The following is a 23,901-nucleotide window of genomic DNA, read 5'->3' on the forward strand; positions in this document are numbered from 1 at the left end:
TACGGGGCTTTTTTTACTTCGGGATCAAGCCGGTTGCAGCACCGACTGACCGCTCAACGCCAGGTCCAGCAGCTCACGGTTGGCCACTGCGTACATGGCGTAGTCCGTGCCGACTGCAGCACGGATTTCCACCATCATCGCGACCCAACGATCAGCCATGTCCTTGTGCTGCTCAAGCCACAGGGCCACGCGGGCTTCCATGTCTTGTGGCGCGTCGGCCATTTGCAGGACGGAAATGGTGATCGCGCGTTGCTGCCAGTCCACGTCATCGCGGAAGGCTTCGCGGGCCTGGGCCTGCCAGTTGTTGGCCACCGGCAGGTCACTGATCTGCTGCAGGTACCACGGCAAGTCCAGGGCGCTGCCGACGGCGAAGTAGGCCTTGGCCACTTCGGCGGCGTCATGCCCGGTCACGTCGGCGGCTTCGATGATCGGCAGCAGGGTGTACAGGTGGGTAGTGCCTGCAACCATGCGCGCCAACAGCTCCGGCACACCGGCTTCGGTGTAGGCCTTGTAGCGGTTCTGCCAGCCTTCGCGGGTCGGGCCTTCCAGCAACTCGTCGAGCTTGAGGCCCAACGCCGCCAGGTGCGGACCGAAGTGCGCCGTATCACGGCCAGCATCCTGCTCGTTGCGACGGCTACGCAGGAACCAGCGCGTGGCGCGACGGCCCAGGCGCATCAGTTCGTCCATCAGCTCCAGCTGCACGTCGGCGGAGACCTGATGGTCCAGGGCTTCGATCTGACGGAACCAGTGCGGGAGATGGAAGATGTCACGCACGATCACATAGGCGCCAGCCACGTTCGCCGGGCTCATGCCGGTCGACTCTTTGAGTCGTTGAACGAAGGTGATGCCCATGTGGTTGACCAGGTCGTTGGCGATCTGGGTGCTGACGATCTCGCGCTTGAGGCGGTGGCGACGCATCGCCTCGCCGAACTTGGCGACCAGGCTCGGCGGGAACGCGGTCTCCATGTCACGGGTCAGGTACTCGTCATCCGGCACCAGCGACTTGAGCAGGGCTTCCTTGAGGTCGATCTTGCTGTACGAGATCAACACCGACAGCTCTGGACGGGTCAGGCCCTTGCCGTTGGAAGCGCGCTCGGTGAGCTGCTCCTCGGTCGGCAGGTACTCGATGGCACGGTCTAGCTTGCCACGGCCTTCGAGGTCGCTCATCAGGCGCTTGTACTCAGCGGCACGCTCGTAGGCACGGCGCGCAGCCAGGGACAGGGCCTGGGTCTGCTTGTAGTTGTTGCCCAACACCAGGTGGCCGACTTCGTCGGTCATGCTCGCCAGCAACTGGTTGCGTTGCTTGTCGGTCATGTCACCGGCCTGCACCACTTCGTTGAGCAGGATCTTGATGTTGACTTCGTGGTCGGAGCAGTCCACGCCACCGGCGTTGTCGATGAAGTCGGTATTGGAGCCGCCGCCATTGAGGCCGAACTCCACGCGACCCAGCTGGGTCATGCCGAGGTTACCGCCCTCGCCCACCACCTTGCAGCGCAGCTCGTTACCGTTCACACGCAGCGCATCGTTGGCCTTGTCGCCCACGTCTGCATGGCTTTCGGTGCTGGCCTTGACGTAGGTACCGATGCCGCCGTTCCACAACAGGTCCACCGGCGCTTTGAGCAAGGCGTTCAGCAGTTCGGTCGGGGTCAGCTTGTCGGCAGAGATGTCGAAGCGTTCTTTCATCTGTGGCGAGATGGCAATGCTCTTCGCGCTGCGCGAGAAGATACCGCCGCCTTCGGACATGATGCTGGTGTCGTAGTCGGTCCAGGCCGAACGCGGCAATTCGAACATGCGCTGGCGCTCGACGAAACTGGTGGCCGGGTCCGGGTTTGGATCGATGAAGATATGCAGGTGGTTGAAGGCCGCGACCAGTTGCAGCTTGTCGGACATCAACAGGCCGTTGCCGAACACGTCACCGGCCATGTCGCCGACGCCCACCACCGTGATGCTGTCTTCCTGCACATTGATGCCGCGCTCACGGAAGTGACGCTGCACGCCGACCCACGCGCCCTTGGCGGTGATGCCCATTTTCTTGTGGTCGTAACCGGCAGAACCACCGGAAGCGAACGCATCGCCCAGCCAGAAGCCGTAGTCGATGGCAATGCCGTTGGCGATGTCGGAGAAGGTCGCAGTGCCCTTGTCCGCTGCCACTACCAGGTACGGGTCATCGTCGTCATGACGCACCACGTTGGCCGGTGGTACCAGGGCGCCGTCCTTCAGGTTGTCGGTGATGTCCAAGAGGCCGGAAATGAAGATGCGGTAGCAGGCGATGCCCTCGGCCGCGATCTCGTCGCGGCTGCCGCCCAGTGGCAGGCGACGCGGCAGGAAGCCGCCCTTGGCGCCCACTGGCACGATGACCGAGTTCTTCACTTGCTGGGCTTTCACCAGGCCAAGCACTTCGGTACGGAAGTCTTCTTCACGGTCGGACCAGCGCAGGCCGCCGCGCGCAACGTTGCCAAAGCGCAGGTGCACGCCTTCAACGCGCGGCGAGTAGACGAAGATTTCAAACTTCGGCACCGGCTTGGGCAGTTCGGGAATGGCGCGCGGGTCGAACTTGAAGCTGAAGTACGACTTGTTCTGGCCGTTGGCGTCGGTCTGGTAGAAGTTGGTACGCAGGGTGGCCTTGATCAGGTCCAGGTAGCGACGCAGGATGCGGTCTTCGTTGAGCACCTGGACGTCGTCCAAGGCCGTCACGATCGCTTGTTCCAGGCGTTGCTGCTTGTCTTCCAGGTCGTCGGCAGTGAGCTTGCGCGCCAGGTAGAAGCGGGTCTTGAACAACCGGGTCAACTCGCGGGCGATGTCGGTGTGGTTGTTCAGGGTGCTGGCGATGTAACCCAGGTCGAAGCCCAGGCGGATCTGCTTCAAGTAGCGGGCGTAGGCACGCAGCAGCGCGACGTCGCGCCATGGCAGGCCGGCGGTCAGCACCAGGCGGTTGAACGCATCGTTCTCGGCATCGCCGTGGACGATGTGCACGAAGGCATCCTGCAGGGTGTCGTTGAGCTGCTGGATATCCAGGTTCACGCCTTCGGCGGCGATGAACGCAAAATCGTGGATCCAGAACTCACGGCCATTGGCGTGGCGCAGGCGGTACGGGAACTCGCCCAGTACGCGCAGGCCGAGGTTTTCCAGGATCGGCAGCACGTCGGACAGCGCCAGCGGGGTGTCCGCGTGGTAGAGCTTGCAATGCAGCTCGCGCTGGCCGGAGACCTGGCCCAGGGGCTGGTAGAAGCTCATCACCAGCGGGTTGGCTTCGCTCAGGCTGTTGAGGTGTTGCATGTCGACCACGGCCGAATGCGCGGCAAACCGCTCGCGGTAGCCGGCCGGGAAGCCTTTCGGGAAGTCCGCCAGCACGTTGGTGCCTTGGGCTTCGCCGAAGCTTTCGACGACGAGGCTGGAGTAGTCGTCCTGCCAGCTGCGGCAGGCCTGCACCACTTCTTTTTCCAACTGCAGCGGGTCGATGTCGATGCGGTTTTTAGGGTCTACGCGCAGGATCAACTGCACACGGGCCAGCACCGACTCCGAGAAGAATGTCCAGAACTCGCAGTCCGTGGCCTTCAGGCGATCCATCAGCACTTGCTGGATCTTCTGGCGCACTTCGGTGGAGTAGATGTCGCGCGGCACGTAGGCCAGGCAGTAGCAGAAACGGCCGTACGGGTCTTTGCGCAGGAACACACGGATCTTGTTGCGTTCCTGGATCTGCACAATCGACATCACGGTGGTGAACAGCTCGTCGACCGGGGTCTGGAACAGGTCATCACGCGGCAACACTTCAACGACTTGAGCAAGCTCCTTGCCCAGGTGAGCCTTGGGCTGGAAGCCGGAACGGCGCTCGATTTCCGCAACCTTGCGACGGATGTACGGGATCACCCGCACGCTTTCGCCATACACCGACGAGGTGTACAGGCCCATGAAACGGTGTTCCTTGATGACCTTGCCGTCGGCATCGATCTCACGGATCGACACATAGTCCGGGTAGGCCGGGCGATGCACGCGGCTTGGGTGCGCGGCCTTGGCGAACGACAGCACGGTCGGTTCACGCAGGTAGGCAACGGCATAGTCTTCGATGCGCAGGTCATCGGCGGTGAGGCCGGCGCGCAGCAGCTTGGTCAGACCGAGGAAGGAGTCGGCGTCATATTCGATATGACCGCCGTCCGCCTCGTCACGTACCACGAATTCTTCATAGCCGAGGAACGTGAAGTGGTTGCCCACCAGCCATTCCAGGAAGTTCTTGATCTCGGCCTTTTCTTCGCCGTCGATGCTGAACTGGCTGGCGTCGATACCGGCCAGCAGGTCCTGGACCTTGGCTTTCATCGGTTCGAAATCGGCCACGGCGACGCGCACTTCGCCCAGCACCTGCTCAAGCTCTTTGCTCAGCACGTTCAGTTCGGCGGCGTTGGCACAACGGTCGATTTCCAGGTACATCAGCGATTCTTGCTGGACGCCGTCGCCCTGGGTGCCTTTAGGCAGGATTTCCAGCAGCTCGCCCTTGGCGCCACGACGTACGCTGAGCACGGTGGTCTGCAGGGTGTGGATGCTGTAGCCACGGCGGTTCAGCTCGGTGCGCACCGAGTCCACCAGGAATGGCAGGTCATGGTGCAGCACTTCGACCGCGGTGTGGGTCGACTGCCAGCCATGACGTTCGTAATCGGGGTTGTAGACCCGCACTTGCGGTTGGGTGTGATCAAAGCGCTCAAGCAGGCGCCACGCAGAGAGGGTGCAACCGGCCAGGTCGGAAAGACGACGCTGGGTCAGTTCGTCCAGGGAAATGATGCCGAAAAATTGTTCAGCGAACAGCGCCACTTGTGGCAGTGCCTGTTCACTGATGTGCTGCGCCAGTGCCGCTTGCAGTTGATGCTGGAAGTCGGCCTTGCTGGCTGCGGTGAAGAACGCCATCTGTGGTACTCCGCTTGGGCTTGTTATTGATGGAAGCGTCGCGTGTTATCCCCTTGCGGGGAGACCGTCATCGCTGTTCGTCGATACTGATAAATAAGCACCATAAACGAATCAGGGTGACAGGTGGGTGAAGCTGGACAAGACAATGAGGTCACATACAACTTCCATAAGATGCACACCTTGCCGGGTGACGGTACGACGGGCAGGTCAGGCGCCTGGCACATGCACATCCGTTGCGCAGCTTAACGAGTGTAGGAAGACAGCTGCTTGCGACGCTGCGACATATTCGGTCATCGGTAAGCAGGCTAGGGGTTGCGATTTGGGCAACCCGTATTGCATGGCCAAAAAACCGCCTGTTTTCCAGAGCCCGAGTGCCGAAAATGACTGGTATTGCCCGCCAGGTCATGCATGAGGTGTGACACAGGGAGCAGCACAAAATTCGCTGCAATGGCACAATTGCCTGGCTGCGCCCTCCCCCAGACAGGATTTCCCATGCTGCAACTGAAAACCGACGCACTGATGGCCACCCCGTGCGATGACGAAGAAGACAACATGGCCATGCTCTGCTGCCACGGCAAGAACGGCGAAATGTTCATGCTGACCCGTTACCCGGATGAAGACGAAGTGGAACTGACGTGGGACTACGAGCCGTCCACCCTGGACGGGCTGAAAGTCACCCTCGGCGCCACGACCTTGCTGGTTGAGCTGGCCGCAGGCGATGCCGATGCCCTGGGCGGCAAGGACCAACTGGAGATCACCCACGCCACCGCGGCATCGGACCTGACCGAGGTCGAAGAGACCTTGCAGAACATTCTCAAGGGCACCGGCACTTACATCCGCGCCTGAGTGGTGCCGGCCCCACGACCGTCGAAGTGTTTGTCCGTTTGTCGATACTGTTATTTCTAACAGTATCGGCGCCTGGGTTTTAAGCCTTAGCTGGTTCAAAACCTGGACGATAACTGCGGAGGCGCTTGATGAAGCCCATTGGAAAGATTCCGCTGGCGGCACTCTTGGGGGTCACCTTATCGATAGCGTTGCCGGCCCAAGCGGGCACGACTGACTATTCACACCTTATCTTGCTGCTAAAAGACAACGCCGCCTCTTCATCCTCAAGCGCCGCGACGATCAACCCACCAAGCGCACTCCAGAAACGCTTCCCCAGCATCAAGCCACTCGTGCCCCCCTCTGCATCCCGAACGCTGGAAGACCTCCAGGCGCTGCGCCGACATCGACTGGACCGCTACTACATCGCCGACACCCGCCACTTGACAGTCAAGCAGGCGCAAGCACTTGCCTTGCGCCTCAAACAAGACCCGGCAATAGAAGCGGTCGACTTTGAACCACAGGTGGAGGGCATGCACGGCGACAACGGCCCACCCACGGTGGCGAGTGCCGATAACGACATCCCGGACCACAGCCCACGCCAGCATTATGAATTTGGCCAACAGGCGGTGCCGCCCTACATGATCGGCGGTGTGAATGCCCTACACGCCTGGACAGTGCCTGGCGGCAAAGGCGAGAACGTGCGGGTGATTTCTGCGGAAATCGATCATTGGTCCTACGAACACATGGACTTGCCCAGGCCTTTTCTGGAACTGACAGTGGGCGCTGTGACCGGCGCCCATGACACCAGTAGCGCCGGCATCATCGTTTCCCGGGACAATGGCTACGGGACCACCGGCATTGTGCCGCAGGCACAGCTCGGCTACTTGCAATGGGGGACCGACAGGCTTTTGCAGTTGGCCGATCAATTACGCGAAGGTGATGTCGTACAACTTGGCGTACACCTCAACTACACGCCGTTCGCGGCAGTAGGCTGCAGCGAAAAATGCTACATGCCCCTTGAATACAACAGGACCGTGCGCGACATCATTGCCTACCTGACGCAAGAGAAAGGGGTGCATGTTGTATTGGCGGCCGCGAACGGCAATATCGACCTGGACCATCCTTATTTCAACGGCTACTTCGATCGCAATCTTTACGACTCCGGCAGTGTCTATGCCGGGGCAGTCGACCCCAAGACCGGCTTGAGAGCCAGTTTTTCCGAGTATGGCAGCCGCGTAGACCTGTTCAGTTGGGGGTACTCCGTCACGACGACGACCTGGAGCGCCAACCTTCCAACCACCGGCTATACCCACACGTTCAGCGGCACCTCGTCGGCCAATCCGATCATTGCTGGCGTCATGGCCTCTTTACAGGGCGTGGCGCGGGCCCATGGGCTGGGCAACATCGCCCCGAAAGCACTGCGCGGTATCCTGGTGGCCACCGGCTACCCACCGATCAACGGCAATCGAAGTGAAATCGGCGTGCAGCCTGATTTGCACGCCGCCATCCAGAAGATGCTGGACGACCATGCCGACAAGCCACCGACCGGACGCCTCGCCCTCCCTGAAGACGTAAAGTCGGGCGAGGCGTTCAGTGCCCATGTATACGCCGAGTCGCCCACGAACAAGCCGCTAACCTACCAGTGGGCTGCACCAGGCTTCACGCCAGAGGCCGGCACGCAAGCCACGCTGCACCTCATCGCACCGAGCGTGAATGCTGACACCCATAGATCCATTTCCGTCACCGTGTCGGATGGACGGCACAGCCTCACGCTGGCAGAAAACATCACCATCAAGGCGGCGCCTGGAAATGGCGATTGCAACGGCATCCCGCCGTGGGACGCCAGCAAAACCTACCAGGTCTACGCGGAGCCAGTGGCGTACTTCGGCAAGGAATACAAGCAGAACTTCTACAACGTCAACAAGCCTCCGGACATCAATTCGGGCCCTTTTGGCCAGCCCTGGCTTTCAGGCGTCCCATGCCCATGAGGAACTGCGAGCACGGTTTCGAGCGGGCAGGTATTCATGGGGAGAGGGATCCCGCCGCTGGGGACCCTTAAAAACCCAATACAATTGCGATTGTTTCCAAAAAATACCCTGCGCACCGTTAGTCGCCGCCCCCTATGATGCATTAAAGTAATGCCCCCAAGCCCTGACACTTTCCCCAATGCCCAGGGCCCACTTTTCCAGGAACCGTCATCGATGGAACATCGTGAAGCGCTGCTTGCGCTGCGAACCTTTCTTTCTACGCAGATTCTCGGCCAGGAAAAACTCATCGATCGCCTCCTGATCGCCTTGCTTGCCGACGGCCATATGCTGGTCGAGGGCGCGCCGGGCCTGGCCAAGACCAAGGCCATCAAAGAACTGGCCGAAGGGATAGAAGCGCAGTTCCATCGCATCCAGTTCACCCCTGACCTGTTGCCTGCCGACATCACCGGCACCGAAATCTATCGCCCGGAAACCGGCAGCTTCGTGTTCCAACAGGGCCCGATCTTCCACAACCTGGTGCTGGCGGACGAAATCAACCGCGCGCCGGCCAAGGTGCAATCGGCGCTGCTGGAAGCCATGGCCGAACGCCAGGTCAGCGTCGGGCGCAGCACCTACGACCTTTCGCCACTGTTCCTGGTGATGGCCACGCAAAACCCCATCGAGCAGGAAGGCACCTACCCGCTGCCCGAGGCCCAGCTCGACCGCTTCCTGATGCATGTCAAGATCGGCTTCCCCGACGCCGCCGTCGAGCGGCGCATCCTGCAACAGGCCCGTGGCGAAGCACTCAACGGCGAAACCAAGCCCGAACGCCGTGTCAGCCAACAGGCGATCTTTGCCGCGCGCAAGGAAATTCTCGGCCTGTACATGGCCGATGCGGTGGAGGAATACCTGGTGCAATTGGTCATGGCCACGCGCACCCCGGCCAAGTTCGACGCGGAAATGGCCGAATGGATCGCCTACGGCGCCAGCCCTCGCGGCTCCATCGCCCTCGACCGTTGCGCACGTGCCCATGCCTGGCTCGCCGGGCGCGACTTCGTGAGCCCGGAAGATATCCAGGCGGTGCTGTTCGACGTACTGCGCCATCGCATCATTCTGTCGTTCGAGGCCGAAGCCGCGGGCATCGACCAGGACCGTGTGGTGCAACGCATTCTCGACGTCGTTGCCGTCGCTTGAAACCCATGAACGCAGGCGATGGGATCCACGTCACGCTCAGCGAATTGATCGAGATGCGCCATCGCGTGCGCGAAGTGCAGCTGTTCTCCACGCCGAGCCAGCGCAGCCCGCTGATCGGCCTGCACCACTCCAAGCTGCGCGGGCGCGGCGTGGACTTCGACCAGGTGCGCGTGTACCAGGCCGGCGACGATGTGCGCACCATCGACTGGCGTGTGACGGCGCGCACGCAGGAGCCGCACACCAAGCTGTTCCATGAAGAACGCGAGCGGCCGATTTTCATCATGGTGGAGCAAAGCTGCCGGTTGTTTTTTGGCTCGGGACAGATGTTCAAGTCGGTGCTCGCCGCCCAGGCGGCCAGCCTGATCGGCTGGGCGGCGCTGGGGCACAACGACCGCGTGGGCGGGCTGGTGTTCGGCGACAGCGAGCACTACGAAATCAAGCCACGGCGCAGTAAACAAAGCCTGCTGCAGCTGCTCAACCGCCTGGTGCGCGTCAACCAGAGCCTGAGCACCGAAAGCCGCCCCGAAGCCGACGCACTCGGCATGGCCCTGCGCCGTGGTCGCGAAGTGTTGCGCCCTGGCAGCCTGGTGATCGTGATCTGCGATGAACGCGCGCTGACCGAAGGTGCCGAGCAACAGCTCAGTCTTTTGTCGCGCCATTGCGACCTGCTGCTACTGCCGATCTCAGACCCACTGGACCACGCCCTGCCCGCCGCTGGGCTGCTGCGCTTCGCGGAGCGCGGTGCGCAGCTGGAACTGGACACGCTCAACTTCGATTTGCGCCAGGCCTACAAGGCCCAGGCCGAAGCGCGCATTGCCCGCTGGGAACTGCTCGCGCAGAAACTACGGGTGCTGCTGATGCCCTTGAGCACCCAGAGCGAAATGGTCGAGCAACTGCGCGAATACCTCAACCCGCAACGCCCGGTTAAAAAACAATGAGCAGCCTTGACCAACTGCAGCCGCTGATCGCCCCGCCCGCCATCGGTTTCTGGCCGCCTGCGCCGGGGTGGTGGCTGTTGCTGCTGGTGATTCCGCTGCTGGGCTGGGGCCTGTGGTGGCTGCGCCGTTTCCTGCCGGCTCGTCGCCCCATCGCCCGCGCCGAGCAACCGCTGGACCCGCTGCGCATCGCTGCCCTGGCGGAGCTGGCACTGATGCCCAAACCCTACGACGGGGCCCCGGCCGGCGCGTGGCTGCAGCAACTCAATGGCCTGCTCAAGCGCCTGTGCCGCAACGACTACCCCTACAGCCAGAGCCACACCCTCAACGGCCGCAAATGGCTGGCGTTCCTCGATAACCGCTGCCCCGCCGCCGGCCTCACACGTTGGATGGTGTTAGTGGAAGGCGCCTATAAACCCGAATGCAAACTCGACGACAAAGCCATCGCCGGCCTGACCCAAGCCGTCGACACCTGGATTCGCAAACATGTTTGAGTTCGCCTGGCCGTGGGTATTTGCCCTGTTGCCACTGCCGTGGCTGATGCGCCTTGTACTGCCGGCTGCCGACAGCGGCGAGCCCGCCTTGAAAGTCAGCTACCTCAGTGACCTCGAAGGCCTGGCCCGTCGCCGCGCGCGCGCCAACCTGCCGGGTTGGCGCCAGCAAGCGCCTTACCTGGTGCTGTGGTTGCTGCTGTTGACCGCCGCGGCGCGCCCCGAATGGCTCGGCGAGCCGCTGCCGATTGCCGCCAGCGGCCGGGATTTGCTGGTGGCGGTGGACGTGTCCGGCTCGATGGATTTCCCCGATATGAACTGGCACGACGAAGACGTCAGTCGCCTGAGCCTGGTCAAACACTTGCTGGGCGATTTTCTCGAAGGCCGTGAAGGTGATCGTGTCGGCCTGATCCTGTTCGGCAGCCAGGCCTACCTGCAAGCACCGCTGACCTTCGACCGCCGCACCGTGCGCACGTGGTTGGATGAAGCGCGCATCGGCATTGCCGGCAAGAACACCGCGATTGGCGACGCCATCGGCCTGGCCCTCAAGCGCTTGCGCCAGCGTCCGGCGCAAAGCCGCGTGCTGATCCTGGTCACCGACGGTGCCAATAATGCCGGGCAGATCGACCCGCTCACCGCTGCACGCCTGGCCGCCGAAGAAGGCGTGAAGATCTACCCGATCGGCATCGGCGCCGACCCGGAACAAACCGGTTCCCTGGGCATCCTCGGCGTCAACCCGAGCCTGGACCTCGACGAACCGGCGCTCAAGGCCATCGCCGAAGCCACCGGCGGCCAGTACTTTCGCGCCCGTGATGGCGAAGAACTGCAAGCGATCAAAGAGACGCTCGACAAGCTCGAACCCGTCGAGCAACAACCCACCCAGGCGCGCCCGGCACTGGCGCTGTACAGCGCGCCCCTGGGCCTGGCATTGGTGCTGAGCATGCTGCTGGTGATTCAGGAGCGTTGGCCCAATAACGCCTTGCAGCGGTTGTTCAACAAATTGACGAGCAAAGGCATTTTCCTGCAGCAACACCCGGAATGGCGCCAGCGCCTTAAACGCCTGCGTTTGCGGAGGCGTCGATGATCGACCTGTGGCCGCACTGGTTCCGTCCCTGGTGGCTGTTGCTGTTGCCGTTGCTTGGCTGGTTGCTGTGGCACCTGTGGCACCGGCAAAAGCGCGCCGGACGCTGGCAGATGATCCTGCCACCGGCGTTCCATGCCGTGCTGCTCAGCGGTGGCAACGGCCGTGAAAGCAAATCGCCGTGGGTGCTGCTGGGTATCGCCTGGCTCCTCGCGGTGCTGGCGTTACTCGGCCCCAGCTGGCAGCGGGTTGAACAATCCAGCCAGAAGCCTTCCGACCCATTGGTGGTGCTGCTGGAACTGACCCCGGAAATGCTCGCCACCGACAGCCCGCCCAATCGCCTGGAACAGGCGCGACGCAAGCTGTATGACCTGCTGCAGGCGCGCACCGACGCGCAAACCGCGATCATCGTGTACGCCGGCAGTGCCCACACGCTTGTGCCGCTGTCAGACGACCTGGCCACCAGCCGCAACCTGCTGGAAGCCTTGCGCCCGTCGATCATGCCCGAGGCGGGCCACCGCGCCGACCTGGCGGTTGAAAAGGCCCTGGGCCTGCTCAAGCAAGGTGGCCTCGGCCAGGGTCGCCTGTTGCTGGTTGGCTCCTCGCTGTCCAAACAGGAACGCCAGGGCATCCGCCTGCTGCTGCAAAGCGCCCAGGCACCGAGTTTGTCGATCCTCGGCATCGGCAGCCGTGAGGGCACGCCGGTGACCCAGGAAAGTGGCGAGTTCCTCAAGGACGAGCAAGGCGCGATCCTGGTGCCACGCCTGGACAGCCCGACCCTCAAGGCGTTCGCCAGCGAAATGGGCGGCCGCTACCGCGCCGCGCGCCTGGACGACAAGGACCTGCGCCAGCTCGGCGTGCTGGACCCACCGCATACCCTGCGCAACGACGGCCAACTGCTGCACCTCGACACCTGGGCCGACCAGGGTTACTGGCTGCTCCTGCCCTTGTTGCTGCTGGCCGCCTGCGCCGGCCGACGCGGCTGGTTGTTCTGCCTGCCGCTGTTGCTGTTGAGTGCACCGCAACCCAGCTACGCCTTCGGCCTGCAGGACCTGTGGTTGCGGCCAGATCAGCAAGGCCAGTACCTGCTGAAGAAAAAACGTCCCGCCGAAGCCGCCGAACACTTCGAAGACCCCCAGTGGCAAGGCGTGGCGCTCTACGAAGCTGGCAACTATGCCGAGGCCATCAAGCGTTTCGCCGAGGGCAATGACGCCTACTCCCACTACAATCGTGGGAATGCCCTGGCCAAGTCCGGTGAATTGGAAGCGGCGATAGACGCCTACGAACAAGCCCTCGAAGCGCAGCCAGACCTGCAACCGGCGTTGAAAAACAAGGCACTGGTGGAAGCCCTGATGCAGGAACAGGCCCAACCAGAGCCGACCAAACCGGCAAAAAACGAGGATGACGAAACCACCCAACCCGGCCAAACTGCGCAACCGGGCGCCACTGGGCAAAACGCCACGGGAGGCGAGCAGTCGTCCCAGGGCCAGGGTGAGGCCGGCACGGGCGACACCCAGACAGGCAACACGCCACAAACCGCAGGCAATGAAGTACCGGGCAGCGAGTTGGGCGACGAACACACCACCACCCCGCCGCTGCGTCCCAATGACGCCAGCCTCGACGGTGAACATCGCCAGGCTCTGGAGCAATGGCTGCGCGAGATTCCGGACAACCCCGGTGAACTGCTGCGCCGCAAATTCTGGTACGAACAGCAACAACATCAGGACAAGACTCGATGAGCCGCCGCACCACCCTACTGCTCCTGCTCGCCCTGTCGACAGGCCACGCCCAGGCGGCGAACCTGAGCGCCAGTGTCGACCGCAGCCGCCTCAATTCCGGGGAAACGGTGGAACTGACGGTGGAATCCAGCGATGTCACCCAGTTCGGCAAGCCCGACCTGTCGCCGCTGGATGCACAGTTCGAAGTCAGCGGCACCCGCCAGATCAACCAGCTCACCACGTTGGGCGGCGATAACCGCGCCACCACGCGCTGGATCATCACCCTGCTGCCCAAGGAAAACGGCACGGTGGTCATCCCGCCCCTGCAAGTGGGCGAATACAAGACCCAGCCGATCAGCCTGCAGGTGGTCGAAACCGCCAGCCAGAACACCGCCGCCGAACTGGCGCCGGTGTTCGTCGAGGCCAACCTTGACCAGACCAGCGTCTACGTCCAGGCCCAGGCGCTGTTGACCGTGCGCGTGTACCACTCGGTGTCGCTGTATGACGACAGCAGCCTCACGCCCTTGCAGATTGCCGATGCACGCGTGGAGCAACTGGGTGAGTCGCGCACCTACGAGAAGGTCATCAACAGCATCCGGCATGGCGTGATCGAAACCCGCTACGCGATTTACCCGCAACACAGCGGCACCCTGGCAATTCCGGCACAGACCTTCAGCGCCACGCTGGTGGAATCGCGTCCGCCCCAGGAAAACACTCTGCAGGGCACCAAGCCCGGCAAGCTCATCCACGTGAGTTCTGCGCAACTGCCACTGACGGTCAAGCCCAAGCCCGCGCTGTATCCCGCCGATACGCCATGGTTACCGGCACGCAGCCTGACCCTGAGCGAAACCTGGAACCCGGAACCCGAGCATGTGCAGGTCGGCGATTCCCTGACCCGTAGCCTCACCGTCAAGGCCGAAGGCTTGGCCAGTGCGCAATTGCCGGCCCTGCCCAGCACCGACATCAATGGCCTGCGCCGCTACCCGGACCAGCCCGTGCTCGGCAACCAGAGCAACGACCGAGGCCTCACTGGCAGCCGTGAAGACCGCGAAGCGCTGGTGCCCAACCGTGCCGGCGCCCTGGAACTGCCCGCCGTGGACGTGGTGTGGTGGAACACCCATGAAGACCACCTGGAGCGCACCAGCCTGCCGGCGCGCACCCTGCAAGTGGCGACCAACCCGAGCCTCGTCGTCGACCCCCCCGCCACGCCCACCGTCATCACCGCGCCCGATGACAACCACCTGTGGCTGTGGCAACTCAGCACCCTGTTGCTCGCCTGCTCCACCTTGTTGGGCTTCGGCCTCTGGTGGCGTGCCCGTCGGCAGCCCGCCGTGCAGCGCGCCGCGCAAACCGGTCCGAGCCCGCGCACCTTGCTCGACGACCTCAAGCGCGCCACACAAGCGAACGACCCCCAGGCCACCCGCCAGGCCCTCGACGCCTGGGCCCGCCAGCAACCGGAAACGCTCGCCGATATGGCGGCGCGGTTCGTGCCGCTGTCGGACGCATTGGATGGGTTGAACGGCGCGCTCTACAGCGAGAGTGGGCATTTCTGGCTGGGCGAAGACCTCTGGCGTGCGGTCAAGGCCATTCCGACCGCTGAGCGCGAACTGGACCCAGCGACGGACACAACCAGTTTGCCGCCCCTATACCCCAAGTAGCACTAGCCACTATTTAAGAAAAAACATAAGAGGCCGATAGCGCGATGTAGCTTTCTTTTAATGGAGATTATCTAATGGCCATTACCTTGAATGTTTCATACGCACCGATAAGTAAGCAGAACGATGCCTACACCATCAAAAATCCGAACCAAGTGACTAATGCATTTACGATTACCGAAGCCTCCGAGGCAGCGGATGCGTTGAGGCTTAGCAATCAGGAAAAGATCAGCCAGCTGAAAGCGTTCTTGAAAGATTATGATATGACGTCAATCAGTACTGACGAGCTCAAGGTCGTTGGCAGCAGACTTTATGATGAGGGAATGATCAGTCGACGAGCTTTTGGAATGTTCATCTCTGGCGATGGCGCCTCTGACGCCAAGGGGTTTCAAACAAACACCCATGTAAAATTCAATGCCATCGCTTTATTCAACGAAAAACTGGAAGACACTAAGGCTCATTTTAAAAGCGAACCAATGCTGGCCAGGCAAGACGGCGCCATGGATCACTTGCAAGGCATGGTAAGTGCGAATCAAGCCGTTGCGGCAATGGCCTATTTCGTGCGCTCCGCCAATAGTGAATTATCAATAAACGAGCAAGCGTAACCTTGGTTTAAATGCGGCGCACCGGGTTAGCCCCGACGCGCCGCTTGCTGGCTCACCTACCGTACCTCACCGTACCTGAAAAGGATTTAGGGGCGGCCTCTTCGTTTTTTAGCCTGACTCGATAGTTACCAAATGGCCCAACGTATGAAGCGTTATTGCCTATGCTGAACGATACTCTGCTCCAGAACGAGCCTATTTCGCGTTCAATAAATATTTCCGGCGCCTTTCCAGCTCCACCAGCAGAAACCATTGCATCGATACCTGCCCCGGAACAACCATTCGCCGACGTAATACTGAAGGGCCCATACGCCGTACTCTCTGTCTTTGGAGGTACGACCCCGGTATAACTTTCAGTGATATTCAAGCATAACGCAGACACTTGAAACGAAACCAACATCAATGCTGCAAGAGGCAATGCAATACGGCTTTTCATAATAGTCTCCACAATTATTGAGAAAACACTAAAGCGCATACTACGTGGAGCAAGTCACCTGACCGCTCCACCCTCTCGACACTGCATGATTTATTGCCCCGCGTAAGCCAGCCACTTCCTAAAATCACTAAGGACGGGTCTGTAATACTTTCAAGTAGGAGTCCGTCAGGGATGTCCTAGTCCCAATTATTCCCTTGTCTAACCGACGACTTCCCAGGCCCTTTCCTCCAACCATGTAAACCAAAGATTATGCATGAAGGGAAACATCCAAGGCATAAATTTAATGTTCAAGCGCAACTGGCCGATAGCGCGATGTAGCCCTCTTTTAATGGAGATTATCTAATGGCCATCATCTTGAATGTCTCATCCGCATCACTAACTAAGCAGACCAATGCTTATACTATTAAAAACCCGAACCAAGTGACTAATGCATTTACGATTACCGAAGCCTCCGAGGCAGCGGATGCGTTGAGGCTTAGCAATCAGGAAAAGATCAGCCAGCTGAAAGCGTTCTTGAAAGATTATGATATGACGTCAATCAGTACTGCAGAACTCAAGAAGGTCGGCAGACGGCTCTTTGATGACGGAATGATCAGTGAGCGCGCATTTGGGATGTTTATTTCCGGTGACGGCGCATCTGATGCCAATGGGCGCCAGACAAATACCCATGTGAAATTCAACGCCATTGCTTTATTCAACGAAAAACTGGAGGACACTAAAGCTTTTTTCAAAAGTGAACCACTGGTTGCAAAGCAAGACGGCGCCATGGACCACTTGCAAGGCATGGTGGATGCAAATCAAGCTGTCGCCGCGCTGGCTTACTTCGTAAAGTCTTCCCAGAATGATTTATCAATAGATGAACACGCTTGACGTGGCACCTGAGCCGTGGTGCATCAGGGACAGCCCTGAAGCACCGCGTGTTGGACTACCGACCGTATCTAACCGTACCTGAGTAGGATTTAGAGACGGCATCATTGTTTTTCAGTCTCACTCGATAGTTGCCCAAAGGCCCGACGTATGAAGCATTATTGCCTATGCTAAACGAGACCCTGTTCCAGACCGCCCCCACTTCGCGCTCGATAAATATATCCGGCGCCCGTCCAGCTCCGCCTGCTGAAACCGACGCATCGATATTCGCTCCAGAACACCCATTGGCGGACGTTATGTTGAACGGACCATGCGCGGTTACTTCATCTTCAGGCTGTATAATCCCCGTGTAACTATCAGCAATACTCAAACATAACGCAGACGCTTGAAACGAAACCAACATCAATGCTGCAAGAGGCAATGCAATACGGCTTTTCATAATAGTCTCCACAATTATTGAGAAAATACTAAAGCGCATACTACGTGGAGCAAGTCACCTGACCGCTCCACCCTCTCGACACTGCATGATTTATTGCCCCGCGTAAGCCAGCCGCTTCCTAAAACCACTAAGGACGGGTCTGTAATACTTATGGGTAGGAACCCGCAGGGTATGTACTAGTCACACTCACCGCTTATCAAACATGATATTTTCCTGACGTTTTTCTCAAACTATTTGAAGCAATAGTCTCAATTCGAGCCTGATTGATTAGCCCTGCCCTCATGACGATTACGTGGAATTGGACATGCAATATTTAGGGGCGCTGTACAGCCCCGCGCGAGGCAAGCGCGCTGCGTCATGTCATGCATTGTTAAAGGCCAGCAAGCCATATCCCTTTAATTTGCAGGAAGTTTCCTAGACAATCCCACGGCCTTGCGCCTGCTCACTTCACTGGCTAGCCTTCGCTCCGTCGCTGCACATCAGCGATCGGGTGTGAGATCCCGTGAACTTGTAGGCGCCACGAGCAACATGCTCTATGGCAGCTGTGTGCGGGCAGACTTCGGTCTGGCCGGGTGCTCCTACTAATCCGGTATCTCACCCCGCACATAGCTGCCACCTTTTGACGTGTGAGATCGGCAAAAGAATGGCTCCAAAACCAGTAGGTACTTCATTCATGAACAAAATCGTCCCCGACCCACCCCGCGAAATATTCGACCGTGCCCTGAGCCACTACCTGCAACCCGCCTCAGCGCCGGCCTTCACCGTCCATCAAGACCTCAGCTTCGAAGACGCCCTTGCCCAAATCTGCGACCTATTGCGTTGCGCTGCCGCGACTGCCGCGGGCGCCACTCAAGGCCTGAGCGGTGATCAGCGCCACATGGCCAGCGCCACCGAGCATTTGATCAACAACGCCAAAACCCTGGCTGACCGAGCGCTGGACTGCCTGCAGGGCGCATGACCCTTGTGGGAGGGGGCTTGCCCCCGATGGCGGTGTGTCATCTCGCAGTTTTTTCGACTGACCCACCCGCATCGCGGGCAAGCCAGCGCCCACACAGGTAAACTCCTCTCCTTTTCATCTTCTGCACGGAGTTCGCCTTGCGTCTGTTTCACACCTCCGATTGGCACCTGGGCCAAAACCTCCATGGCCAGGAACGCGACTTCGAACACGCCTGTTTCCTTGCGTGGCTGCTGGGTCAACTCAACGCCGAAAGCCCGGATGTGCTGCTCATCGCCGGCGATATCTTCGACACGGTCAACCCGCCGCTCAAGGCCCAGGAGCGGCTGTATGACTTCATCATCAGCGCCCATGAACAAAACCCGAAGCTGACGATTGTGATGATCGCCGGCAACCATGACTCCGGCTCGCGTATCGAGTTGCCCGCGCCATTGATGCGCCGCCTGCGCACCCATGCGCTGGGTCGTGTGCTGTGGCTGGATGACGGCCAACTGGATGCCGAACGTCTGCTGATTCCCCTGCAGGATGCCAAGGGCAAGGTCGCCGCCTGGTGCCTGGCCCTGCCCTTCCTGCGCCCGGCGGAAGTCACCGGTGCACACTTGGGTGACGACTACCTGCGCGGTATCACCCAGGTACACGAAGGGTTGATCGCCGCCGCCAACGCCAAACGCAAAAAAGGCCAGGCGCTGATCGCTATCAGCCACGCGCACATGGCCGGCGGCTCGGTGTCGGAAGACTCCGAGCGCAGCCTGATCATCGGCAATGCCGAGGCGCTGCCCGCCAAGCTGTTCGACAAGAGTATCGGCTATGTTGCCCTCGGCCATTTGCACAAGCCGCAAAAGGTGAATGGCGAAGAGCGCATTCGCTACAGCGGCTCGCCGATTCCTTTGTCGTTTTCCGAAATCGGCTACAAGCACCAAATCCTTGATGTGACCTTCCAGGGCCAATGCCTGGTGAGTGTCGAACCGCGCCTGATCCCCCGTTCGGTTGACCTGCAACGCTTGGAAGCCGCACCGTTGACGGAGATCCTCAAGGCGCTGGCCGACTTGCCAGACGTCGACCTGCTGGCCGAGACCCAGCGCCATCCCTGGCTGGAAGTGCGGGTGCGCCTCGACGAGCCGCAACCCGACCTGCGCCAGCAAATCGAAGCCGCCCTGCAAGGCAAAGCCGTGCGCCTGGTGCGCATTGCCGCCGAATACGCCGGCAAACGCGGCAGCGACGAGACGGACGATGAGCGCCTGATCGAACTCGACCAGCTTACCCCACAGGAGTTGTTCAGCCGTGCCTGGCAGGACAGCTACGGCAGCGAAGTGGATGAACAGACGTTGAGGGACTTCGCCGTGCTGCTTCAGGAAGTGCAACAGGGGGGCGAACAGCCATGAAGATCCTTGCCATCCGCCTGAAGAACCTCGCCTCCTTGGCAGGCCCGTTTGAGATCGACTTCACCGCCGAGCCCCTGGCCAGTGCCGGGTTGTTCGCGATTACCGGGCCGACCGGCGCCGGTAAAAGTACCCTGCTCGATGCGCTGTGCCTGGCGCTGTTTGGCGCGGTGCCGCGCCTGGGCGATACCGGCCAGGCGAAGATGCCGGATGCCGACAGCGATATTTCCATCGGCGACCCGCGCACGCTGCTGCGCCGAGGCACCGGCGGCGGTTATGCCGAGGTGGATTTTGTCGGCGTCAACGGCCGTCGCTATCGCGCACGCTGGGAAGCCAATCGCGCCCGCGACAAGGCCAGCGGCAAGCTGCAGAACAGCCGCCAAAGCCTGTTCGACCTGGACAGCGACCAACTGCTGGCCAGCCAGAAAACCGAGTACAAGACCCAGTTGGAACTGGCCCTCGGCTTGAACTTCGAACAGTTCACCCGCGCCGTGCTGCTGGCACAAAGCGAGTTCAGCGCCTTCCTCAAGGCCAACGACAACGAGCGCAGCGAACTGCTGGAGAAGCTCACCGACACGGCCCTGTACACGCAACTCGGGCGGCGCGCCTTCGACAAGGCCAAAGAGGCCAGGGACGCGCACAAGCAGTTGCAGGATCAAGCCACCGGCGTGGTGCCCCTGGCCCCCGAAGCGCGGGTCGAACTGGATCAGCAATTCGACGCGGCGCAACACCACCTCAAGACCCAGCAAGCCCAGCTCAAGCAGTTGGAGTTGCAGCACACGTGGCTCAAGGAGCTGCGCGAATGGCAGGAACGCCAACGCGACGCTACCGAACAGCTGCAACGAGCGCAGCAGGATTGGGATAACCAGGCCCCACAACGCCAGGACCTGAGCCGCCTGGATCAATTGGCGCCGCACCGTCATCAGTTCGCACGCCAGGCCGAGCTAAGTACCCTGCTTGCCCCGCTGGCCGCGCAAATTCAGTTGCACAGTCAACGACAAACCGACCTGCACACCCGCCAGGCGCAGGCCCAGCAACAACAAGCTACTGCGCAAAGCGCGCTGGCCACGGCCCTGAAACACCAGGGCGATGCCGTGCCTCTGCTGCGCCAGGCGTTTGAAGCGCAAAGCACCCTGGCCCATTTGACCAAGGAGCTGGCCAAGCGCACCGAGGACCAACAGCAGCAGGGCAATGCCTGCACCGAAGGCCAATCGCTGCTCAATGGCCTGCTGGAAAAACAGCAGCATGTCGCCGAACGCCTGCAACGCCTGGCTACCGAGCTTGATCACAGCGCCGCCCTCGCCCCGCTGAGCGAGGCCTGGAGCGCCTACCGCGACCGTCTGCAACAGCTCATGCTGATCGGCAATCGCCTGAACAAAGGCCAGGCTGAACTGCCGCAATTGGAACAACGCGCCACCGACGCCGCCGAACAGTTCACCCGGCAACGCGAGGCCCTGGACCTGCTGTACCAGGAGGCCGGTGCCGAACCCCATGCCGTGGCCGAGCAGATCCAGTTACTGGCCAGCCTGCTGCAGGACAATCGCAAACAGCAACGCGCCTTCGAAGACCTGACGCGCTTGTGGGACAGCCAGCAACAGCTGGACCAGCACGCCGCCGCCCTCACGCAAAAACTGACGGCCGCCGCGCAACAACGCGAGCAACTGAACCAGACCGGCCTGCAAACCAAGGCGGAACTGACCGTTGCCGAGCAGACGCTGACCGTGACCAAACAGCTGTTGGAGCGCCAGCGCCTTGCCCGTAGCGCGAGCGTCGAGGAGTTACGCGAGCAGTTGCAGGATGACCAGCCCTGCCCAGTGTGCGGCAGCCATGAACACCCGTATCACCAGCCCGAAGCCCTGCTGCAAAGCCTCGGTCGCCATGACGAAAACGAAGAAGCCTCGGCGCAGAAAGTCGTGGACTCCCTCAAGGAAAAACTCACCGAGCTGCGCGGCGAAGTGGGTGGCCTGATCGCCCAGCAGAAGGAATACCTGCAGCAGCAAGAGCAACTGATTGCGCAACAGCAAGCCCTCAAGCCGAGCCTGGACGCGCACCCACTGGCTACCGCGCTGTTCAATCAGGACGCAGCCAAGCGCGGCGCCTGGCTTGATCAACAGCTGGGCCAACTGACCCAAAGCATCGCCCAGGACGAACAACGCCAGGGCGCCCTGCTCAACCTGCAACAAAATGCCGGGCGCCTGCAGCAGCAGTTGCAAGCCGCCCAGGAAGCAAGCCAGCAGGCCCGTCAATTGCTGCTCGACCAGCAGCGCGAATTGGCCACCGACCGCGAACGCCTTGAGCAGGAGCTCAACGCGTTCACCAACCTGTTACCGGCACACACCCTGGAAGGTTTGCGCACCGAGCCGGCAGCCACCTTCATGCAGTTAGACCAGCAAGTCAGCCAGCGCCTTGAACAGTTGGGCCATCAACGTGACGAGCTGGCCGAGCAACAAGAACGCCAGCAGGCGATCGAGAAGGAGCAGACCCATCAGCAGCATCGCCAGCAACAGCTCGATACGCTGATTCAGCAGGTCACCGAGCTCACCGTCCAGCAGCAGACAGCCCAGGAAAAGCTCAGCGCGTTGCTCGGCGAGCACAGCAGCGCCGAGCAATGGCAACACCACCTGGATCAGGCGGTGACTCAGTCACGCCAAAGCGAGAGCGATGCCAGCAAACAGCTGCAAGAACTCCATAACGCGCTGATCCAGCTGGCCGCCGACCTCAAGGCCCTGCAGGAACGCCAGCAGGCGTTGCAGGCCGAACAATACGCCCTCGACACGCGTATCAACGAATGGCGCGCCCTGCACCCGGAACTCGACGACGCCGGCCTCGACCGCTTGCTCGGCTACGATGACGCCCAGGTCAACCAACTGCGCCAGCAGCTGCAGCACAGCGAAAAAGCCGTCGAACAGGCCAAGGTGTTGCTGCAAGAGCGCGAACAACGCCTCGCCGAACACCAGGCCCTGCACAACGGCAACCTCGACGCCGAGGCACTGGACAGTGCCCTAGCCACGTTCAACCAGCAGGTGGTTGAGAGCGAGAAACAGTGTGCCGAGTTGCGCGCGCGCCAATCCGAAGACCAGCGCCGCCAGGATGCCAACCAGGCCTTTGCCGAGCAGATCGCCAAGGCCTATGACGAGTGGCAACGCTGGGCACGCCTGAATGCACTGATCGGCTCGGCCACCGGCGACACCTTCCGCAAGATCGCCCAGGCCTACAACCTCGACTTGCTGGTGCACCACGCCAACGTGCAACTGCGCCAGCTGGTGCGCCGCTACCGCCTCAAGCGCGGTGGCAGCATGCTCGGCCTGTTGGTGATGGACACGGAAATGGGCGATGAGCTGCGCTCGGTGCATTCGTTGTCCGGCGGCGAAACCTTCCTGGTGTCCCTGGCGCTGGCTTTGGGCCTGGCGTCGATGGCCTCGAGCACACTGAAGATCGAGTCGCTGTTTATCGATGAAGGCTTCGGTAGCCTGGATCCGGAATCGCTGCAATTGGCAATGGACGCGCTGGACGGCTTGCAGGCCCAAGGGCGCAAGGTGGCGGTCATCTCCCATGTGCAGGAAATGCACGAGCGCATCCCGGTGCAGATCCAGGTCAAGCGCCAGGGGAATGGCCTGAGTACCCTGGAGGTCAAGTGAACGAGACGCTGCTGTATTCGTTCCGGCGCTGCCCGTATGCGATGCGTGCGCGCCTGGCGTTGCGTTATTCAGGTGTCTGCGTACGCATCATCGAGGTGAGCCTCAAGGCCAAGCCGGCCGAGATGCTGGCACTCTCGCCCAAAGGCACGGTGCCGGTGTTGAGTGTGAATGGCGAGGTGATCGACGAAAGCCTGGCGATCATGCAATGGGCGCTGGCCCAGCACGATCCGGATAATTGGCGGCTGCAGGGTGATCCTTCAGTACTCGCGTTGATCGACGAAAATGACCAGGGCTTCAAGTATCACTTGGATCGATACAAGTACGCCGAACGCTACCCGGAATACCCGATGGAACATTATCGGGCCGAGGGAGAAGTGTTCTTGCAGAAGTTGGAGGGGTTGCTGGCGGACCGCGCCTACTTGCTGGCCCATCATCCGAGCCTGGCGGACATGGCCCTGGCGCCGTTTGTGCGCCAGTTTGCCCATGTGGATCGGGACTGGTTTGCCCGTGCGCCCTACCCTCGGCTGCAGCGCTGGCTGGAAGCGTTTCTGCAATCGCCATTGTTCATCGGGGTGATGGCGAAGACCGCATGACGCGCGCAGTGGTCCTCGAACCGCTCACCGCACTGGCTGCGCAAAAACAGAGCGTTCTTAAAGTCCGGATCAGCCTTCGACCAGGTTCAGCAATCGCTCACGGGCCATATCCGGCTCACCGTCCACCCCTTGCACCGAGGACAGGATGGGGGCGGAATAGAGGAACAGGATTACTGCGGCGAGTCGGAGTGCCATGCTGTCGATTCCAGGGAAAAGGCGTCAATATTTGAGCG

The 23,901-nt window shown here is 61.0% G+C and carries 18 protein-coding genes; 14 read left to right on the forward strand and 4 right to left on the reverse strand.

Annotated features, from left to right (window positions below; genetic code table 11):
- Window positions 1-24: 24 nt before the first annotated feature.
- A complete protein-coding gene (locus ATH90_RS15120) occupies window positions 25-4,893 on the reverse strand; it encodes an NAD-glutamate dehydrogenase (protein WP_034106113.1) in 4,869 nt (1,622 codons plus the stop codon).
- A 492-nt stretch (window positions 4,894-5,385) separates the two neighbouring features.
- Between ATH90_RS15120 and ATH90_RS15125 the strand changes: the two genes are divergently transcribed.
- The 9 genes from ATH90_RS15125 (at window position 5,386) to ATH90_RS15165 (ending at window position 15,364) form a co-directional block, all read left to right on the forward strand.
- Window positions 5,386-5,739 (forward strand): hypothetical protein, encoded by a 354-nt coding sequence (locus ATH90_RS15125; protein ID WP_098466646.1) that lies wholly within the window; start codon window positions 5,386-5,388, stop codon window positions 5,737-5,739.
- A 128-nt stretch (window positions 5,740-5,867) separates the two neighbouring features.
- Window positions 5,868-7,706 carry a S8 family serine peptidase gene (locus tag ATH90_RS15130; RefSeq protein WP_098466647.1) on the forward strand — a complete coding sequence of 613 codons (1,839 nt, stop codon included), beginning with the start codon at window positions 5,868-5,870 and terminating at the stop codon, window positions 7,704-7,706.
- 213 nt (window positions 7,707-7,919) lie between these two features.
- On the forward strand, window positions 7,920-8,879 hold the full coding sequence (locus ATH90_RS15135; protein ID WP_034106117.1) for an AAA family ATPase: 960 nt from the start codon (window positions 7,920-7,922) through the stop codon (window positions 8,877-8,879).
- 5 nt (window positions 8,880-8,884) lie between these two features.
- Window positions 8,885-9,817, forward strand: coding sequence for a DUF58 domain-containing protein (locus tag ATH90_RS15140; protein ID WP_034106119.1), 933 nt, complete (start codon window positions 8,885-8,887; stop codon window positions 9,815-9,817).
- Window positions 9,814-10,308 (forward strand): DUF4381 domain-containing protein, encoded by a 495-nt coding sequence (locus ATH90_RS15145; protein WP_034106122.1) that lies wholly within the window; start codon window positions 9,814-9,816, stop codon window positions 10,306-10,308. Before ATH90_RS15140 ends, ATH90_RS15145 begins: the two co-directional genes overlap by 4 nt.
- Window positions 10,301-11,389: a vWA domain-containing protein gene (locus ATH90_RS15150; RefSeq protein WP_034106124.1), complete on the forward strand. Its 1,089-nt coding sequence runs from the start codon at window positions 10,301-10,303 to the stop codon at window positions 11,387-11,389. Before ATH90_RS15145 ends, ATH90_RS15150 begins: the two co-directional genes overlap by 8 nt.
- Entirely contained in the window at window positions 11,386-13,125 is a 1,740-nt protein-coding gene (locus ATH90_RS15155; protein WP_069077515.1) for a tetratricopeptide repeat protein, read from the forward strand. Before ATH90_RS15150 ends, ATH90_RS15155 begins: the two co-directional genes overlap by 4 nt.
- Complete coding sequence (locus ATH90_RS15160) at window positions 13,122-14,762, forward strand: BatD family protein (RefSeq protein WP_098466648.1); 1,641 nt, start codon at window positions 13,122-13,124, stop codon at window positions 14,760-14,762. The genes ATH90_RS15155 and ATH90_RS15160 overlap by 4 nt, the downstream gene beginning before the upstream one ends.
- 74 nt (window positions 14,763-14,836) lie before the next feature.
- Window positions 14,837-15,364 carry a hypothetical protein gene (locus ATH90_RS15165; protein WP_098466649.1) on the forward strand — a complete coding sequence of 176 codons (528 nt, stop codon included), beginning with the start codon at window positions 14,837-14,839 and terminating at the stop codon, window positions 15,362-15,364.
- A gap of 52 nt (window positions 15,365-15,416) precedes the next feature.
- On the opposite strand, the gene ATH90_RS29105 is transcribed toward ATH90_RS15165, so the two are convergent.
- A complete protein-coding gene (locus ATH90_RS29105; protein WP_141537489.1) occupies window positions 15,417-15,797 on the reverse strand; it encodes a hypothetical protein in 381 nt (126 codons plus the stop codon).
- A gap of 342 nt (window positions 15,798-16,139) precedes the next feature.
- Here ATH90_RS29105 and ATH90_RS15170 point away from each other — a divergent pair, with 342 nt between their 5' ends.
- Entirely contained in the window at window positions 16,140-16,667 is a 528-nt protein-coding gene (locus ATH90_RS15170; protein WP_098466650.1) for a hypothetical protein, read from the forward strand.
- Between the two features lie 55 nt (window positions 16,668-16,722).
- Here ATH90_RS15170 and ATH90_RS29110 read toward each other — a convergent pair whose 3' ends face one another.
- The gene (locus ATH90_RS29110) at window positions 16,723-17,103 is read right to left on the reverse strand and encodes a hypothetical protein (RefSeq protein ID WP_141537490.1); all 381 of its coding nucleotides are present in this window, start codon (window positions 17,101-17,103) and stop codon (window positions 16,723-16,725) included.
- A gap of 673 nt (window positions 17,104-17,776) precedes the next feature.
- Here ATH90_RS29110 and ATH90_RS15175 point away from each other — a divergent pair.
- The 4 genes from ATH90_RS15175 to ATH90_RS15190 all read left to right on the forward strand — a co-directional run bounded on the left by ATH90_RS15175 (window position 17,777) and on the right by ATH90_RS15190 (window position 23,668).
- A complete protein-coding gene (locus ATH90_RS15175) occupies window positions 17,777-18,061 on the forward strand; it encodes a DUF6124 family protein (RefSeq protein ID WP_141537491.1) in 285 nt (94 codons plus the stop codon).
- A gap of 137 nt (window positions 18,062-18,198) precedes the next feature.
- A complete protein-coding gene (locus ATH90_RS15180; RefSeq protein ID WP_098466651.1) occupies window positions 18,199-19,440 on the forward strand; it encodes an exonuclease SbcCD subunit D C-terminal domain-containing protein in 1,242 nt (413 codons plus the stop codon).
- Window positions 19,437-23,075, forward strand: coding sequence for an AAA family ATPase (locus ATH90_RS15185; protein WP_098466652.1), 3,639 nt, complete (start codon window positions 19,437-19,439; stop codon window positions 23,073-23,075). Before ATH90_RS15180 ends, ATH90_RS15185 begins: the two co-directional genes overlap by 4 nt.
- Window positions 23,072-23,668 carry a glutathione S-transferase gene (locus ATH90_RS15190; protein WP_098466653.1) on the forward strand — a complete coding sequence of 199 codons (597 nt, stop codon included), beginning with the start codon at window positions 23,072-23,074 and terminating at the stop codon, window positions 23,666-23,668. Before ATH90_RS15185 ends, ATH90_RS15190 begins: the two co-directional genes overlap by 4 nt.
- A 69-nt stretch (window positions 23,669-23,737) precedes the next feature.
- Here the strand turns inward: ATH90_RS15190 and ATH90_RS29730 are convergent, their stop codons facing one another.
- Window positions 23,738-23,863: a hypothetical protein gene (locus tag ATH90_RS29730; protein WP_266020360.1), complete on the reverse strand. Its 126-nt coding sequence runs from the start codon at window positions 23,861-23,863 to the stop codon at window positions 23,738-23,740.
- Between the last annotated feature and the right edge of the window lie 38 nt (window positions 23,864-23,901).

Origin of the sequence: Pseudomonas lurida (assembly GCF_002563895.1) — a bacterium.
Taxonomy (GTDB): domain Bacteria; phylum Pseudomonadota; class Gammaproteobacteria; order Pseudomonadales; family Pseudomonadaceae; genus Aquipseudomonas; species Aquipseudomonas lurida.

Excerpts from the sequence above, each read along its gene's own strand:
- ATH90_RS15120 (WP_034106113.1), bottom strand. The coding sequence starts at position 4,893 with ATGGCGTTCTTCACCGCAGCCAGCAAGGCCGACTTCCAGCATCAACTG.
- ATH90_RS15125 (WP_098466646.1), top strand. The coding sequence starts at position 5,386 with ATGCTGCAACTGAAAACCGACGCACTGATGGCCACCCCGTGCGATGAC.
- ATH90_RS15130 (WP_098466647.1), top strand. The coding sequence starts at position 5,868 with ATGAAGCCCATTGGAAAGATTCCGCTGGCGGCACTCTTGGGGGTCACC.
- ATH90_RS15135 (WP_034106117.1), top strand. The coding sequence starts at position 7,920 with ATGGAACATCGTGAAGCGCTGCTTGCGCTGCGAACCTTTCTTTCTACG.
- ATH90_RS15140 (WP_034106119.1), top strand. The coding sequence starts at position 8,885 with ATGAACGCAGGCGATGGGATCCACGTCACGCTCAGCGAATTGATCGAG.
- ATH90_RS15145 (WP_034106122.1), top strand. The coding sequence starts at position 9,814 with ATGAGCAGCCTTGACCAACTGCAGCCGCTGATCGCCCCGCCCGCCATC.
- ATH90_RS15150 (WP_034106124.1), top strand. The coding sequence starts at position 10,301 with ATGTTTGAGTTCGCCTGGCCGTGGGTATTTGCCCTGTTGCCACTGCCG.
- ATH90_RS15155 (WP_069077515.1), top strand. The coding sequence starts at position 11,386 with ATGATCGACCTGTGGCCGCACTGGTTCCGTCCCTGGTGGCTGTTGCTG.
- ATH90_RS15160 (WP_098466648.1), top strand. The coding sequence starts at position 13,122 with ATGAGCCGCCGCACCACCCTACTGCTCCTGCTCGCCCTGTCGACAGGC.
- ATH90_RS15165 (WP_098466649.1), top strand. The coding sequence starts at position 14,837 with ATGGCCATTACCTTGAATGTTTCATACGCACCGATAAGTAAGCAGAAC.
- ATH90_RS29105 (WP_141537489.1), bottom strand. The coding sequence starts at position 15,797 with ATGAAAAGCCGTATTGCATTGCCTCTTGCAGCATTGATGTTGGTTTCG.
- ATH90_RS15170 (WP_098466650.1), top strand. The coding sequence starts at position 16,140 with ATGGCCATCATCTTGAATGTCTCATCCGCATCACTAACTAAGCAGACC.
- ATH90_RS29110 (WP_141537490.1), bottom strand. The coding sequence starts at position 17,103 with ATGAAAAGCCGTATTGCATTGCCTCTTGCAGCATTGATGTTGGTTTCG.
- ATH90_RS15175 (WP_141537491.1), top strand. The coding sequence starts at position 17,777 with ATGAACAAAATCGTCCCCGACCCACCCCGCGAAATATTCGACCGTGCC.
- ATH90_RS15185 (WP_098466652.1), top strand. The coding sequence starts at position 19,437 with ATGAAGATCCTTGCCATCCGCCTGAAGAACCTCGCCTCCTTGGCAGGC.
- ATH90_RS29730 (WP_266020360.1), bottom strand. The coding sequence starts at position 23,863 with ATGGCACTCCGACTCGCCGCAGTAATCCTGTTCCTCTATTCCGCCCCC.